Here is a 17266-nt window from a genome sequence, read left to right as displayed (position 1 = left end):
GCAGGTTGTGTGAGAACCCGCGCTCCGCGCAGGTTCTCACACAACCCTTGTCCCCTAGACTGCTATATCTGGCGTCAAAACTGGCAAATGGTGGCGGGGGCGAGGGGACACACCGGGTCAGTCGCTGCTACCGGATTTTCTCTTACCGTCAGCTCAAATAGGCGGGTGAGGGTACTGAGTGCCTGAATGTCTGTAATCTGGTTTTCGTCCAGATATAGAGACTGCAAATTCACCAATGTGGCTAAAGGGCTGGCATCGCGCACATTATTTTTAACCAGAGAGAGATGATAGAGCTGGGTCAACCCGTTCAGGGGACGAAGATCCTGGATTTGATTGAATGCCAGAGATAGCTCATTGAGGGTTTGCAGTGTCTCAAGGGGACTGATGTCCTCTAGTTGGTTGTCAAAGAGACTGAGGGCTTGCAGATTGGTTAAAGCGACCAGCGGCTGAATATCACGGATTTGGTTACTGCCCAGGTCTAAATCATTCAGGTTGAGGAGAGTCGTCAGGGGGGTCAGATCGGTAATCTGATTCGCGTTTAGATCAAGCACCTCCAACTCAGGAAACTGGGTGAGGGGGGCTAAATCTGTGATGCCATTGCCTCGGAGTTTCAACATGTACAATCGAGCAGAGGTTGGCAACTGACGGATGTCAGAAAAGTGGGTGAAACTGAGGTCGAGGCTAAACAGTTGGGTGAGATCAGCCAGGGGGCTGAATTCGTCGATCGGATTACCTGCCAGGTTTAGCGTGTTCAGGCTTGAGAGAGAGGAGAGCGGCTGAATATCCGTTATCTCATTCTGGGAGAGATCGAGGAGTTGCAAGGTGTTCATCTGAGCTAAGGGGGTGAGGTCACTCACGCCATTACCCTGCACCGATAGCTCTGCCAAGTAGGGGATTTGTTGCAGCGGGCTGAGATCTATGACGGCATTATTGCCTTGAAATGAACGCGTTTCGGTGCCATTGCCATAGCCGATCTGCACCAGGTTGTTGAGGGAAAGCGTATGCAGCTCTGGCAAGAAAGCAAGGGGGGCAATATCTTGAATGGCGTTGGCATCTAACTTGAGAAATCGCAGTCCGGGTCGGGTTTTCAGGGGCGTTAGATCTTCAATGCTATTGGCTTGGAGGCTTAAGGTGATCAACTGGGGTAAGCCGGATAGGTCGGGTAAGGTGGCGATCGCATTATCATCGGCTGAAATAGACGACAAACTGGCGATCGCTGTGAGGGGGCTTAAGTCTGTAATCTGGTTGCCATCCAGCAGCACATAGGTGAGTGGAAGGGCTTGCAAGGGCGACAAATCTTGGATCTGATTGTTCCGCAGGGATAGCTCTGCCAATATGGGTAGTTGAGCCAGTGGGGTTAAATCTTGAATCTGATTGCCCTCGGCATGTAGCGTATAAAGCTGTGTCATGCCCCTTAATGGGGTTAAATCGGCGATCGCGTTGTGATCAATCGTGAGCCCGGTTAGCTGGGTTAAGCCGGTTAGAGGTTGCAGAGTTTGAATCTGGTTTTCGCTCAGAAACAGGCTTTCTAGCCCTGTCAAAGTAGCCAACGGCGTTAGATCCTGAATCTGGTTTCCGCTCAGTCTGAGGGATTTCAGGTGGGTCATGCCTTGCAGCGGAGACAGATCCGAAATAGCATTCTCTCCAATGCTGAGGGTGACTAACTGTTGCAGATGGGCAAGGGGACTGAGGTCATCAATGGCATTGCCCGTCAGGGTCAACATGTTCAGGTGGGTTAAGGTCGCAATGGGTCTCAGATCGTGCACATCGGCATAGCTGATTTCCAGGGACGTGTGCGATAACAGGTCGGCTTGAGCCTCCTGACAAGTTTCGACCTCGACCCACTGCATGACCGCCTGCACTGTGTGGCGTGCCTCTGGGCTGATCTCTGACTGATGCTCACACCACTCTAGAAATGTTGTGTAATTCTCTTCTGCATTGGCTGGGGCGGGTTGTCTACCCAGCACCATCATGCCCCCTAGCAACAGACTCAGAGCAACAGACTTTATCATGGGCGATCGCAATCCTTTATTGAAAAGAAGCAATGACTAAGGATCATGGATTGAATACAACCGAAGATTTTTTTGGAAGCGCGGCGGAGCCGCGCTTCCAAAAAAACGTCCGGGTTTTAATTAATCAACCCCTCGACTGCTCTATATGGCGTGTTCTTTCAGCCACTCAAGAACATCGTTGGCATTTCTGTCAGGTGGGAAAATTGGATAAAAGACCTTGATGATCTTCCCACTTTCTACGATCAATGTAACTCGTTTAATCAGGTGCTTACCCTCTATTTCAAAGGTCGGCAAATTCAAGGTATTAGCAAAATGCAAATCACAATCACTTAACAGATCAAATGGCAAATGCAGTCGGTGCTTAGCTTCTATCTGATATTCAGTCTTTTGGGTGCTAAGTCCAAAGACTTGCGCTCCCAAATCATTGAGTTCTTGATATTGATCTCGGAACGCGCACGATTGTGGGGTACATCCTCTGGCACCAGGGATAGCATCCCATCCATCCGGTACAGGAACATCGGGTTGCTTGGTCATCGGGTAGCAATAGACAACACTATAACCTGCGATCGCTGACAAATCTACATATCCGCCTTGAGTTGAAGATAAAGCGATTGACGGTAAAAACTTCCCTGTCAAGTGGTCGCAAGCACCATCATCTGTTGGAATAGGCAAATCTTTAGGTAATGTTGTCAGCTTTTCCATGCAATTTCCTAAGCAGTCAATTCACTTGATACTAACAGATGAACTACTTCCAGAACGATTTTGGCGTTGAATTGAGGGCTGTATTGCTTGTGTTTATCACTCATGAACGACTCCTATAGCAATCCTAAATCAGTTGTGAAAGCGCCCGCCCTTCGGGCGGGCGCTTTCACAACTGATCAGGTTCACAAATCAAATAGGATCGCCATATCAAATTGCGTAACTCAAATCAGCGACGCCTGCGCAACAAAAAATCATTCCATGAATACCACTACCCAGCGTATCCTTGATCAAGATGAGTATTATTCAACCCTTGCAAACCCTCAACCATTTAGCTCAGGCATCTAAAGTTGTTACCGAGCAATTCCTTAAAGCCAATTCTGCGCCTGCCGACACGCTCACGGGTTGGTCGTTAGACGATCGCAATCCCGACGTTATTGAGCAACTATTGCCCTTTTTTGATTGGTTTTATCGCTACTATTTTCGGGTAAAAACCGATGGCTGGGAGCATATCCCCAGCGATGGCAAAGTGTTGCTGGTCGGCTCTCATAATGGCGGATTGGCAGCTCCCGATACGATGATGATGACCTATGACTGGTTTCGTCACTTTGGTTGCGATCGCGTTGCCTATGGCTTGATGGACCCTAGAATTTGGCAAGCATTTCCGGGGTTAGCCCGTTTAGCGACGCAAGTAGGGGCGGTGCGGGCGCAATCTCGAATGGCGATCGCGGCGTTGCGTCGAGATGTGGCTGTGTTGATCTATCCAGGGGGGGCGCGGGATGTATTTCGACCCCATGCATTGCGCAACAAAATTTGTTTCTTTGAGCAAAAGGGATTTATCAAGCTGGCATTAAAGCAGGAAGCCCCAATTGTTCCCGTCATTTCCTATGGTGCCCATGACACCCTGATTGTTCTGGCAGATCTCTATCCCCAGGTCAAGCAGCTTCATGAGCAGGGTTTGCCCTGGTTGTTGGGGATTGACCCGAGTACCTTTCCGATCTATCTGGGATTGCCTTGGGGATTGGCGATCGGACCATTGCCCAATATTCCTTTCCCGATTCAAATGCATACTCGTGTCTGTCCGATGATCACGTTTGACCGCTATGGATCTGCGGCAATTCGAGATCAAGACTATGTTGATGAATGCTACCAAAAAGTATGTCAAATCATGCAGCAATCATTGGATGAATTAGTCCAAGAAATGCGGGTTAAAGAATAGAGTCTGTGTGAAAAAGCATGGGCTACATGCTTTTCCACACAAACATCAACCCTGATTTATAAAGGCTGTAGCGATCGCAGTACCCACTGTTGTACCTCTGGATAATTCATCATGAAGGTATGCCAGACGGGTAATTCGACAATGCGATCGTGGGGTGATAGGCGTGTTTCATTGAGTGCCACAATGCCATCATTCAGGTCATCCCCAAACGGACTGAATGCCCCTGTAAATCCGCCCGTTCCGGCAATAATGGTATAAGGAGACTGAAATCCAGGTAGAGTGCGATAAAACTCTGCGCAGGTTAAATTCCAGCCACATTGCCCTGTAAACCAACGAAATGGCGGCACATGCCACGCATAGGATGCCAGTCGGGGCGGCTGATTGGGGGTGCCCAGCATAATAATGTGCTGAGGCTCTGCCACAGTTTTCAGGCTGAGTGCTGCCCGTGTTAACACACCGCCCAACGAATGAGCAACCACAGCATAGTCTCCCTGCTGTGCCAGTTGATCTAACCGTTGCCAGAGGCGATCGGCAATCTGGTCAAAACTTTCGGCAAAGGCAAAATAGCCAAAATGCTCTGTGTTATGTCCTGCGGCTTGCAATCGCCACTCCAATGTGAGCAGAGAGAGAGACGTACGAGCCAGACCGTGAATTAATAAAACTTGCATGGCTTCAGGCTATGTCTAGGAGCGATCGCATCTGGTGCGCTATGGGCGATCGCAGGAGTAAGAAGGGATGAGGTTCTAGATCTGTTGTTTTTTTGAAATCCTCACGTAGTCAGGGTTTCAAAAACTGCCAACGTATTTGAAATACGACCAAAGAAAAGTATTCATCCAAGAAAAGTGATGATGTCTCCATCATACTCCGTCGTTCGGGCAAAGAAAATCAGGGGGTATTTCACAGATACTCGACTGAACCGCAAACCGCTTATTCATCGCTGTTTTACTCACTAAATGGTCTCCATCCTCAATCACGCAAGGATAGACCTTATAGCCGTCCGTGATGTACAGAAAACAAGCCCAACCCATGACGATTTGCCATAACGGCTTAAAGGTCTCCAGAGAGTGATCTCCCACCACGAACCGGAGAATGCCTGGATGTTTCGTATTCACCGCTGTCCACAGCCAAATTTTGTTTTTTTTGACCGACAAAGGTTTCCAACTCATCTAGTTGAGCTGTTTCAGGAATTTCGTAATTTTCGTCAGGGATAGCAGCTGCCGCTTGGCGCACCCAATTGATTACACTGTTGTGGTTGATGCCCGTCACTCGTTCGATCGCTCGAAAGCCCATGCCGTTGAGGGACATGGTAACGCACAGGGCTTTAACCTCTTGACTGTAGCCTTGTTGAGGACTGTCTCGGAACTGGCGATGGCAGTCTCGGCAGAGGTAGCTCTGCTTGCCGTTGCGATGCCCATTCTTGACAATTTTGTCGCCGGCACAATGAGGACAGTTCATGAGGCTTTCCTGGATGCTATATCATCCTCTATTATGCAACGCCCCAGAATCAGGGGACACAGCGCAGCTAAGTGAGCCTCAATCCGTCGTCTACGCCCCTTTACTTGATGGAGAGGGGCGCTCCAACAATTGACGTGTCGTACTGCTGCCCCAGATCTGTCCAACCTTCGGGTGGTGTTTGACCGATTTGGGGAAAGAATTCATCGATTCCACCCGGTATGAAGGTGAAGAGCAACCGAGCGGTTCCGGGACCAAGATTTACCCATCCATGCACGCTGTTGCGAGGCACAACCACGGATGTTCCGGGTGCAACCTCAAACTCTTCGCCCGCGCAGTGAAACCGAAAGCGACCTTCAAGGACTTCAAAAATCTCTTCCCGATCTGTGTGATAGTGAAGTGGTGGTCCGATGAATGGTGGAACGCGTGCTTCGATAATTGTGAAAGCCCCGTTGACATCTTTGCTGTGTACACGGATAGCCATCTGCTCGCCGAGCATGGTTTCGAACCAATCGAGGTTCTCGCTTTGTCCGACAATTGCAGCTTTACGTTGACTGAATTGAGTACTCATTGTTTTATAGCGGTTTTTAATTGAGTGGAGTATAGATGAAAGGTCTGCCAGGCTGGTGAGCTTGCTGCCTATTCTGGTTACAATTTACACTTCAGTGCTGCAACCTCTTTGCATGACCTTAATTTAGGGAATTAAATCAAGTTTGTAGTCCATTTAAGGTCTATTATTTAAGCAGCATATTGATCAATACGCTAGTTAACCTGAAGTACTACTTCATCGTGAACTTAGGTTCAACCTGTGAACCATCTCTGATTTATCCTGACTGTGATTCATCCTGAAGTGGTTATGCTGACATAGCAGCCGAGAGGCTGGTTGAACAGGGTGCAGAGGTGGAACCCCTGGCTCCACACCCACTGTCTTAACCCTCTACTCAATTGCTATATCATTGCAAGCGATCGCCTGATGTGGTGGCATTGGTGATATGGGGTTAGGGATATTGGCAACCAAGAGGATTTCTCCAGTAGGAGTGGTATGCCATTGGCTGGCTTCAATGACGGGGATAGGTGTTCTGTGCTCTGATACTCGACTCTCTGGTGCCCGACTCTCTGATGCCCGACTCTCTAATTGCTGATTGTTTTCATCTCGTCTAGTTCTTGTTTCTTGAGGTACAGTTAAGCGGCGTCGATCGTTCCACCTTGCATCATCATCGAGTTGCTGCTCTGGTGTGGGAGGCAACCCCCCTCGACCTGTAACAACAAATAAGTTGCCCTGGTTGGCAGAACATCCTTGAGCGATTAGCTGGGATGCATCCCCTATGTCTGTCGGCAATGCCAGTAACCCTAATGTTGGATCAGCCGCCGCTGTCGTGACATCGATCGCCCCACTCAAGGCAGACGTTGCACCTGTGGCGGTGATGTCGCTCAAAGGCGTGTTTTGAGAGCGAGGCTGAATGCCAAAGATATTGGTGGCGTTAATCGAGATGTTGCCGCCACGAGCGTTGGCAGAGTTGGCGCGGATGTCATTATTTTCAGTAGGAACGGCAGCGATCGCCCCAGCATGAATCCGAATGTTCCCACCATTGCCTGTACCACCTGCTGAAGTCGTGATTTGACTATTGTTTCGCAGCAGCAGAACGTCGCGCACATTCAGGTCAAGATTGCCCCCTTCCCCAGATTCAGTAGCCGCAGTAATTGAACCGCTACGCTCGACCACAATCGAGTTAGCATTTATCTGCAATGTACCAGCATTTCCAGTTCCATCATTGTTGACACCAATGTTTGCACCATTGCTGATGTTCAAATGAGGGGTGTTAATGGTTACGCTACCAGCATTTCCACTGGGTCTGTCAGGTAGTCTAAAAACTTGTCGTAAGGATTCAACCGCAATAGCCGCAGACGAACCCACACGACTGGCAAGAGCATTGCCAAGCACTACACCACTAATCTCGACAAAATTACTGGCATTGATGGTGACACTGCCAGCATTACCTGTTGCTAAAGTGGAAGAATTGACGGAGGCTCCGTCCTGAATAGTCAGTCTCGCCGTGTTGATGGTGACTGCTCCAGCATCTCCAGCATTGAGAGCGTTTGAGGCGACAGTACTCCGGGAGAAAATAGGGGACACACCTATTATTTCTACTGCTTCAGTTGCATTCACTATTAATTCGCCACCCTTACCTGTCCCAAAAGCGACAGTTGCTAAAGTTCCTCCCTCTAACACACTTAACCGCCCTGTTGATACTGTAATCGCTCCTCCAGTTCCAGTGTTAAACAAACCACTCCCGATAACACTGGCAAGACTAGGATTTATAGACGAAACCCCAATTATTTGGATAAAGGTAGAAGCATTTACAGTGATGTTGCCAGCATCACCAGAGCTATAGGAGCGAGTCACAATTCCTGCCCCACCTTGTATAGCTAACTGCTGAGTTGAAACTACAATATCTGCTCCACGTCCAACTCCCGCAGTTTGACCGATTAAGCCGCCATAAATTCCACCATCTGGGCTACTCCCGTTTAGATCCAGCTGTTGGACCGCAGTTACTCGAATGCTCCCCCCTGCGCGAGTTCCCTGGTTTTGAATTAACACAATTGAGCCATCTGCCAGCAAGACTTGATTTCCCTGCATTTGAATTGAACCGCCCCCGCTTGCATCGGCTAATGCTTGCTGTGACAAACGGATATTGCCAAAGGTTTGTACTCCTGGATAGCTCAGGGCAAAGTTATCGCCAAGGCTCACTTGCCCACTGCGAACGCTACCTAATTCAATTCGCCCTTGCTCTGCTGTCAGCGTGCCACCATCGATGGCTATATTCCCTCCAATTAAGGCAAGGGTTTGACCTACGGGTACCTGTAAGCCTGCCGTACCACTACCTCTGACAATTGGGGAAAAAATAGGCACTGCAACCGATAAATCGTAGCCATTTCCTTGCACTGCAATCCGTCTGGAATTGAGTCCCATCTGTAAGCCAACCGGAACACTTACCGTCAACAGCGGTGATGATGGCGGATTTGTGGCACTGTATTGAAATTGATCGGCAAAGTTGATGCTGTCAGCAGTACTGGCAATAAAGGAACCCCCAATATTGAGTCGGGCATTGGCACCAAACAAAATGCCATTAGGATTCAGCAAAAACAAATTGGCTCTGCCGTTTGCCCGAATGACCCCATTAATGTGGGAGACTGACCCGCTCGTCACGCGACTGAAAATATTTCGGACACCAGCAGCATTGTTAAAGAAGGCAGATCCACCCGTTGGCACAGAAAATTGACTGAAGCTATGGAAGAGATTGCTACCCCGCCTGGCTCCACCGTCAATTTGAACATTGCGATCGCCTGTGACTTGCGATCGCTCTCCTGTCGGTAAGGTCGCATCCGGTATAACTTGAGCGGCGATCGATTGAGTCCAAAGCAACACATTCGTGAGACTGACCGTTACAAACCATATTTTTCGACACCATCGACTCATGTCACTATCCTCAGCATTACAGGGTGAGCAACATCAATCGCCCTTCTTTATCGCCTCAGCCTTGCATTGTCCTTGTGGCATTAGTTCAGTATAGGTGCTAGAAAAAAGGGTCTAAGGATCACAAATTACAGCGCTTCGCGCTTGAATATGTTTAGATTTTTTTGTTGTGTGCCGCGCTCCGCGCGGCACACAACAAAAAATCTGTGGCTTAATCAATTGAAAATGGCTGTAATTAAAACCCGGACGTTTATGTTTGGAAGCGCGGCTCCGCCGCGCTTCCAAACATAAACGTCCGGGTTTATTAGATCCACGATCCTAAGTACATAAACCTCACAGATTATTGCCTAATTTTCTCAATCAGGAGGATGCTCTTTAAGAGAATCCCCTATAATGAGCGCAGCAAAACGATGGGAGGGCTGTCCCACAATCTACCGCTAAGCGTTGACGAGAACCCGATATGGCAGATGAATCTCTAAAGCGCGAAACCACCATTCATGCGTGTCAAGACCTGGCAACACTAGTAGCCCGTTACACAAATAGCAGAGGAAACGGGATTCATTCAACGGCGATCGCTCAATTGGAATTGATGCGGGAATCTGTGGCTCCTACAGCACTCTGTGCTGTGTATGAACCAACGCTTTGTATTATTCTTCAGGGTAAAAAAGAAACCTTGTTGGGTCAGGAAACCTACCACTATGGTGCTGCTCAATATATTGTGGTCACGGTAGATTTGCCGCTCAGCGGATTGATTGTAGAAGCAACGCCAGACAAGCCATATCTATGCTTTAAGCTCAGTCTAGATGCGGCTCAGCTCTGGCATATTATCGATCAAATTCAACGCAAGCCAGATCAAAAAGAAAGTTCAGTGAGAGGCTTATTTGTGAGCGATGCAAATGCCCCATTGATTGATTGTGCCACCCGCCTCACACGGCTGCTCGACACACCTGAAGATATTCCATTTCTGGCACCCATGATCATTCGCGAAATCTATTACCGTCTTTTGATGGGTGACCAGAATGAAGCAGTCCGGCAGATTGCGACCTCTGGCAGTTATATGCAACGCATTGCAGAGGTGATTAAACAAATTAAAGCTGAGTTTACAACGTCATTGCGCATTGATCATTTGGCAAAGCAAGCGAGTATGTCTTCTGCATCATTTCACCGGCACTTTAAGGCAGTGACCTCAATGAGTCCGTTGCAATATCAAAAGCAATTAAGGTTATTGGAAGCCCGTCGCTTGATGCTGGCTGAGAATGTGGATGCAACCTATGCAGCCTATCAGGTTGGTTATGTAAGTCCTTCTCAGTTCAATCGTGAATATTCCCGCATGTTTGGTGCGCCACCCAAGAAAGATATTGATCGCTCACGAATTAACTGACTCAACCAATTAAACAGCTTCACATTAAATCGGTATGAATCAACCTGCACAGCGCTGTGTAGCAACCGCAGGGTTGGTTGGGATAGAGGCAGGGGGACTGTGTCCTCGGATGAGGTTTTACCCCCGCACCCTGGTGTAAAACTTTTAATGGAGTCTACTGGTTTTGAGCGCGACGGCATAGCCGTCGCGCTCTCAGAAGGTTCTGGGTGCCCACAGGGCGCAAACCCAAGATTCTGGATCGGTTAGACCCGCATCGTATTAGCGATTATTGCCGCCGGGTGTGCGTCCACCTTCATCGTTGCTGCCACCGCGAGGGCTGGAGTTGCCCGGATCACAGCCTTCAGCACCGTTGCCAATGCCCTGATTGCAGTTGCGTCGATCATCATCGTCTGAGTTATTAGGATTGGGTTCGCCAATCACCACCGTATTGCCGGGAACGACATACGACGAGGTAATGGTTTGCACTCTGCCCAAACTGGCTAATGTTTGATAGACCAAAACCGCGACTTCAGCTCGGGTCGAAACTCTGTCGAGATTCAGCAAACGGACATCCGGATAGTTAACAATAATCCCCTGTTCGGTCAATGCCGCTAGCAGCATTTGTTCTTCTGTAGAACTGAGACGGGCATCTTGGTAAACCGAGAGAACCGATGCCACCGAACTGGTGGTGGTAAACCGTAGCCCTCGTGCTAATGCCAGCAATGTATCTCGACGAGACAGGCGTGCCAGAGGATTGAATTGATTGCCGCTAACGACATTCAAGAAGCCCATCTTGTAGCTTTCCTGGATGGCAGTGTACGCCCAGTAGCGTTGCTCTACATCAGAGAAGCTAACGGCATTGCGGACTTCTGTCACCTCGAACGCTCGTCGAATGATGGCAGCAAATTCGGCTCGGGTCACGGGTTGTTCGGGACGGTATCTCCCATCGGGATACCCTGCGATGATATCCAGAGCAGCCAGCTCGGCAATGTAATCTCGCGCCCAGTAGTTAGAAGCAACATCGACGAAGGTAACGCGGGTGCCACTACTGTGAGCCCGCACCTGTGCCATACGAAGTGTGGTGGCGACTTCGTCAAATTCGACGACTGAGCCTGATTCATTCGTGCGGTATACCCAATACTGTTGCCCATTGGAGACCACCGTCAACCATCCGGGAACCTGCGCCTGGGTGCAGCTTCTACCACTATTCAAGCCCAGACAGCCATCTGACCAGATTTGGCGGCGGGCTTCGACGACTCGCAGGCTGGAAACACTAACTTGAGTCCGTTGGGCGATCGCCTGAAATACTGCCGTCTGAACCGTCTGAGAAAAGCTGGTTTGCTGGACATTCACCTGTGCTTGCTGCGTCCGCTGTTGCACCTCAACCGAGCTACCTGTGGTGGATTGTTGCTCGCTTTCTCCAGACCCCTGAACCACGCTCACGCTTCCCTGTTGGGTCGTGGTTGTGCGGCTGACACGCTGTTCTGTACGGGTTTCAGTCCGAATTTGCGCCGTGCGGGTTGATGTTGCAGTGGTGTCCAAGACCACCACAGAACCCGTCTCATCAGTACGGTAGACCCATTCCTGTTCGTCGCTAGCCGCGACCACTAGCCAACCCGGCACCATTGCCGCACTACAAGACATCTCCAGAGTGCCTAACCCCAGACACCCATCGGTCCAGGTTTCTCGCCGTGTTTCTACAATTCGCACATCCGATACCTCGACATTTGCCTCTCTGGCAACCTGGCGACGAACTTCTGTCGCAACGCTATCGGGCAGTTCTGCTGCCGTCTCGTCATCGGTTTCATCCTCAGACATCTGCGCCACATCGACGTTGGCAAAGGTTCCTGCCAGTTCAACACTTCCCGCAGTGGTTTGAAACTTGACGGGGAAGGAGGTCAGGGTGACGCGTGGTGTACTACCAAAATCACCAGCCAGCTCAACTCGAACGGCATCCAGGTTCCCTCCGGGTTGCAGCCCTTCTTGTGCGGAACCCCCATCGCAGGTCGTCGCGGCAAAGATACAAACATCGACATCGTCAAAGCGACCTGAGAAACGTTGTTGGCGATCGTTAATGGCGATCGCACCAAAGGTCGCCGTATTGTTTTCGATCGCCGCTAAGTTCGTATCTGACACGTTTGGTGTGATCCCAAAGCCAAAACTTGTGATCGCTGCCCGAGCCGCAGCGGTTGTGTCGTTGGTCAGCGTAATATCCAGAACGAGGCGATCGCTGGATAAAGAAACCACCTTAAACTCGGCAGTCGCCGCCAGATTCGTCATCTCTCCGCTGGCGGGTAACTGCCAGCTTACGGGAAAGCGTTTGCCGATATCATTGGCTGTAATTTCAACTTGATAGCGGGGCTGTCCACTCGAATCACTGGCTGTTTCTCCAGCTTGAGATGAAAAATCGAGGGCATGAGCTGGGGTAGGAAGGGTCGTTAATGCAACCAGTCCGGCGATCGCCAAACCCATCTTGCCAGTCATCATCAGTGTTCTATTCATGTTTCTCCTATCAGGTCAGGTGGTGAATACTTAGGATCACAGATTGATTAACCTGTAATTCTTTTTGAGAGCGCGGCAGCGCCGCCCCTCTCTCAAACCGAGTTAGGTTTTATTAAATTCACGAGCGTTAGGACTGCTTGTCCCAATTAGGTTGTAGACGTGAGGGGATATGAGAGCCGTGCCCTCTGCACCCCCATTCCAATCCCTATTCGGGACGACGTCGGCTGAGGCATCGTGAATTCTTTAAAATTTTTGATGTTTGTAGTGATACCGATTGAACCCAGATTACTTACACCCAGGTTATTTGAACCCAGACTATTTGAAACCAGGCGAAAGGCAGATCTAGCAGGTTTTAGCAACCCTGGCTTGATCGCCATCCCGTTAAGACAGGTGATAGGTTGAAACGATACAGCACATCGTTTTAGGACGTTACTGATTGGGGGATAAATTTGAATGGGAACCCTCTGGTTTCACGTTCAAATTCATCCCAATAGTCAGCAATACCCGTTTTCAATACATCACCGTCCTGGTTCTGAGCGCCGAGCACTATAGCTGAGATAAGTATCCCTGCATCGCATCAGCGGAAATGATAGAGGGGCTTTATCTCCCCTGGGAAAATGGTTTACTTGCACCGTGATTAATAGTCGTTTGGATCAACAGGAGCGATCGCCCTGCTTCATCCAATATGGGTATCACTTACAAAACTTTGATTTTCTTAGGAATTACACACAAAGTGTGCCAAACCAATGTGGTTGGGGCATTTATGCAGTGCAGAGTACCTCACAAATTTTCCAATCCTTGACGATCTAAGCGAGAGTCAAGACGCCAGGGAAATGAGAGTGTTCCTCAGCCGACATGATCGATAAAGGCATGGTAAAGAAGGCACCTCTAATACCAGCCTGCTCAGTAAGAAAGATTGGCATTGCTTATATATAGCCGTGTGCAAGTTCGTTAAGGGCAAAAACGGTGTTGTAGGGCGCGGAGCGCCCCACAACACCGCACTGAATCAACACTCAGTAACACTGCACGTGTTGCCTTTTCTACCGCACAAACTTTTTAAGGATCACAAATTAAATAACCTGTCATTCTTTTTGAGAGAGCGACGGCTCCGCCGTCGCTCTCTCAAAAAAAATTGGGTTTTATTAAATCCACAATCCCAAGAGAGTCTACTGTCTACGATGTTGCAGATATTAAATTTTGCAATATGGGTGTGGGACACCGCTCTCCACTCAGGGGTTTTATCCCTACACTCCAGGGCAAAATTTTTGATTGAGTCTACCAGGATGAAACGGTTGACCGTCGTATCCGCTAACAGGACACCAGATTGCGCATTGAGTAACACATTTGCTTTTTTTCAACAAAGAATTACATCTCTTTACAAACTGTATCTCAAGCGTGATAATTCCCCTAGATAAGTAATTTAACTTAGTCATAACACCCATGCTGTTGAACGTTGAGCCGAATAAAAGAGTCACGGGGGCTACGCCCCACACCTCCCTTCGGATCACAAATTCAATAAAATCCGGATGTTTACTCAGCTCTTTGTTCATCTGAAACTTGTAAAAACTATTTTTGTTTGAAGAAGTCAACATGTACATTGTTCAGATCGCTTCCGAATGTGCCCCGGTCATCAAAGCTGGTGGATTAGGTGATGTCGTCTACGGACTCAGCAGAGAGTTAGAGATTCGGGGACATTGCGTCGAAATTATTCTGCCGATGTACGACTGTATGCGGTACGACCACATTTGGGGCTTGCATGACGCTTACAAAGACCTCTGGGTGCCCTGGTATGGCGGTGCGATTCACTGTTCTGTTTATTGTGGTTGGGTTCATGGTCGTCTGTGCTTCTTTATTCAACCCCATTCAAGCGACAACTTTTTTAATCGGGGTTGCTATTACGGTGCCTCAGATGACCAGATGCGATTTGCTTTCTTTAGCAAAGCTGCCCTGGAATTTTTGCACATCAGCAACAAACGTCCTGACATCATCCACTGTCACGATTGGCAAACGGGCTTAATTCCAGTCATGCTATTTGAGATTTATAAATATCATGGCATGAGCAATCAGCGGGTACTTTATACGATTCATAACTTTAAGCATCAGGGCTTTGCAGGGGCTGAAGTCCTGTGGGCAACGGGTCTGAATCAAGAAGCATATTATTTTGATTACGCTCGGATGCGCGACAACTTCAATCCCTTTGCCCTTAACATGATGAAGGGTGGAATTGTCTTCTCAAACTATGTGACGACCGTTTCTCCCCACCATGCCTGGGAAGCCCACCATGGTACGTTTGGCTATGGTTTGGGGCATACGTTGCATTTGCATCAGAATAAATTCAAAGGCATTCTGAATGGCATTGATTACGACATATGGAATCCAGCCATCGATCGCTATATTCCTTTCAAATACACGCCAGAAACACTGCAAGATAAAGCAAAAAATAAACGGGCATTGCGCGATCGCCTGTTACTCAAAGATGACCCAGAAAAACCATTAATTTGTTATATCGGTCGTCTGGATGATCAAAAAGGCGTTCATCTAGTTCACCATGCCATGTACTATGCTCTCGATCGGGGCGCTCAATTTGTCTTGTTGGGTTCGGCAACGGAAAGCAGCATCAATTCCTGGTTCTGGCATGAAAAGAATTTCTTGAACGATAACCCTGATATCCATTTAGAACTGGGCTTTAATGAAGAGTTATCGCACCTGATTTATGCTGGCGCAGACATGATTGTGGTGCCCAGCAACTATGAACCTTGCGGTTTGACGCAAATGATTGGGTTGAAGTATGGCACAGTTCCCATTGTTCGCGGCGTTGGTGGCTTGGTCAATACAGTGTTTGATCGAGATTATGATACTGACCATGAGCCGGAAGAACGCAATGGCTATGTGTTTTATCAAACCGATCAACCGGCTTTAGAATCGGCCATGGATCGGGCGATCGGATTATGGAAATACTATCCGGAAGAGTTTGAACGGTTGGTGATTCAAGGGATGAATTACGATAATTCCTGGAATCATCCCGGTGAAGACTATGTGGAACTATATGAGATGATTCGAGTAAAATAAATCAGATTTCCGGCATCTTGAAGATGCCGGAAATCTTTGCAGCCACCATTATTCTTCAAGCCAATTAAACAGTTGCCTGTAACGGAGCACCAAGCAGAACTCTTAGCAAAATGGGAAGAATTTTATGGTTGAATCTGGCTTAGACAATTTAGCTTTCCAACAGCAGTTTGAGCGTGCACAATTAGCAGCCAACCAAGCCAATCCCACCGAACCCAGAGCCATTTCTGCGACTTATGATGCAGCCTTGGGGCTGGTGATCGTTCGATTGCAAAGTGGAGCGATTTTTAGTTTTCCACCTGCGATCGCCCAAGGACTGGCTGGGGCAGAGCCAGACGCCTTAGCCCAGGTCGAAGTGACTCCCATGGGTGATGGGTTGCATTGGCAAAAGCTGGATGCCGATTTCAGCGTGGCGGGTTTGTTAGCAGGCGTTTTTGGCAGCAAACGGTGGATGGCAGATTTGCAACAACAGTGGTTACAACAGCAAGCATCTTGACCCTCTGTAACCGATGGTTAACTGTTCGATGTTTTCGCGCGTTGGTGTAGCCTTTCTTCTGGAGAATTGTCTCATCTGCAACTCATCAGCTTCATTTTGCTAACGTCTAATGATTACTGTCGATTCAGCGTCCAATCATACTCCAGATAACTCAGTTGATAGTTGCCCTGACGCAAGTATTCGCGATCGCTTGGACTGACGTATTGACTAATAAAATTAAGCGTGGCTCGTTGCTTTTCGTTACCTGTAAATTCAGTCTCGACACCATATTGCGGAATCCAATCGTCGCCAAACCAATCGAAGATAGCGGAGATGGCTACCCGGTTTTGCGATCGATCAATTTGCAATCCCTGCGGTGTGGATAACCACCGTTTGACCTGATCCTCTAATTGCTGATCCAATTGCTCAGCCGTGTACGGTTCAGTGCGTAAGGGCGGACAACTAATTGCCGTGCAATTTAACGCCGCATGAATACGAGGTTCGCTAAACTGTGGTCGTAATATTTGGTGTTCAATGTCATCTAAAGTTTTTGATTGACCAGCGATGTTAAAACGCCGAATTTTCCAGACTCCGGGAATATCTCGAATACTGTTTTTGAGCGGATTTTGGTCAATGATCGATTCCAACGTGAAGGCGTTATAGGCGTTAATCAAAAAGGCGATTTTTTCTGCATCACTCCAACTTGCATAGGTTTCTGGGGCGACAGTTCCTAAACTCACATTAAAGGCTTTGAGTGATTCGGCATCGGCTTGCAATCCTTGATAGTCAACCAAACCGTTTGGATTGACATAGCGGTCTAAGATGCGAGCATAGGCAGCATCACTAAAGGGGGCTGCTACCACAGGCTGATTGGAGGTTGGGGAAGAGGATACAATTGAACCTGCACTGGTTTGCAGGCTCGAACATCCACTCAAGGCAAGGATCGTCGAAAGACAAAGGCTAATGGCAGGCAAGGTTTTCATCGCTAATTTTGATTGATGATAAT

11 protein-coding genes and 1 pseudogene are annotated in these 17266 nt (G+C 48.5%); 4 read left to right on the top strand and 8 right to left on the bottom strand.

Annotation, left to right across the window (positions count from 1 at the left end; genetic code table 11):
- Window positions 1–74 precede the first annotated feature (74 nt).
- Window positions 75–2012, bottom strand: coding sequence for a leucine-rich repeat domain-containing protein (locus ACR6Z4_RS02000; RefSeq protein WP_479715534.1), 1938 nt, complete (start codon window positions 2010–2012; stop codon window positions 75–77).
- Between the two features lie 141 nt (window positions 2013–2153).
- The gene (locus ACR6Z4_RS01995) at window positions 2154–2714 is read right to left on the bottom strand and encodes a peroxiredoxin (RefSeq protein ID WP_479715533.1); all 561 of its coding nucleotides are present in this window, start codon (window positions 2712–2714) and stop codon (window positions 2154–2156) included.
- Between the two features lie 292 nt (window positions 2715–3006).
- On the opposite strand from ACR6Z4_RS01995, the gene ACR6Z4_RS01990 reads away from it, so the two are divergent.
- Window positions 3007–3930 carry a lysophospholipid acyltransferase family protein gene (locus ACR6Z4_RS01990; RefSeq protein WP_479715532.1) on the top strand — a complete coding sequence of 308 codons (924 nt, stop codon included), beginning with the start codon at window positions 3007–3009 and terminating at the stop codon, window positions 3928–3930.
- 56 nt (window positions 3931–3986) lie between these two features.
- Here the strand turns inward: ACR6Z4_RS01990 and ACR6Z4_RS01985 are convergent, their stop codons facing one another.
- The 4 genes and pseudogenes from ACR6Z4_RS01985 to ACR6Z4_RS01970 form a co-directional block, all read right to left on the bottom strand.
- On the bottom strand, window positions 3987–4598 hold the full coding sequence (locus tag ACR6Z4_RS01985; RefSeq protein ID WP_479715531.1) for an alpha/beta hydrolase: 612 nt from the start codon (window positions 4596–4598) through the stop codon (window positions 3987–3989).
- Between the two features lie 258 nt (window positions 4599–4856).
- Window positions 4857–5385: pseudogene (locus tag ACR6Z4_RS01980) on the bottom strand (IS1 family transposase); the annotation flags it as partial.
- A gap of 100 nt (window positions 5386–5485) precedes the next feature.
- Window positions 5486–5953, bottom strand: coding sequence for a cupin domain-containing protein (locus tag ACR6Z4_RS01975; RefSeq protein ID WP_479715530.1), 468 nt, complete (start codon window positions 5951–5953; stop codon window positions 5486–5488).
- Window positions 5954–6319: 366 nt separating this feature from the next.
- A complete protein-coding gene (locus tag ACR6Z4_RS01970) occupies window positions 6320–8860 on the bottom strand; it encodes a two-partner secretion domain-containing protein (protein ID WP_479715529.1) in 2541 nt (846 codons plus the stop codon).
- Window positions 8861–9317: 457 nt separating this feature from the next.
- Between ACR6Z4_RS01970 and ACR6Z4_RS01965 the strand changes: the two genes are divergently transcribed.
- Entirely contained in the window at window positions 9318–10238 is a 921-nt protein-coding gene (locus ACR6Z4_RS01965) for an AraC family transcriptional regulator (RefSeq protein WP_479715528.1), read from the top strand.
- Window positions 10239–10496: 258 nt separating this feature from the next.
- Here ACR6Z4_RS01965 and ACR6Z4_RS01960 read toward each other — a convergent pair whose 3' ends face one another.
- Complete coding sequence (locus ACR6Z4_RS01960; RefSeq protein ID WP_479715527.1) at window positions 10497–12719, bottom strand: cistern family PEP-CTERM protein; 2223 nt, start codon at window positions 12717–12719, stop codon at window positions 10497–10499.
- 1590 nt (window positions 12720–14309) lie between these two features.
- On the opposite strand from ACR6Z4_RS01960, the gene glgA reads away from it, so the two are divergent.
- Window positions 14310–15788, top strand: coding sequence for a glycogen synthase GlgA (glgA, locus tag ACR6Z4_RS01955; protein ID WP_479715526.1), 1479 nt, complete (start codon window positions 14310–14312; stop codon window positions 15786–15788).
- Between the two features lie 124 nt (window positions 15789–15912).
- The gene (locus tag ACR6Z4_RS01950; RefSeq protein WP_479715525.1) at window positions 15913–16281 is read left to right on the top strand and encodes a DUF2442 domain-containing protein; all 369 of its coding nucleotides are present in this window, start codon (window positions 15913–15915) and stop codon (window positions 16279–16281) included.
- A gap of 113 nt (window positions 16282–16394) precedes the next feature.
- On the opposite strand, the gene ACR6Z4_RS01945 is transcribed toward ACR6Z4_RS01950, so the two are convergent.
- Complete coding sequence (locus ACR6Z4_RS01945) at window positions 16395–17243, bottom strand: DUF547 domain-containing protein (protein WP_479715524.1); 849 nt, start codon at window positions 17241–17243, stop codon at window positions 16395–16397.
- Window positions 17244–17266 lie beyond the last annotated feature (23 nt).

The sequence above is a fragment of the Calyptranema fuscum S582 genome (assembly GCF_055793305.1).
The sequence above is the reverse complement of the archived record's forward strand: the minus strand, read 5'-3'. Positions and strand labels throughout refer to the sequence as shown.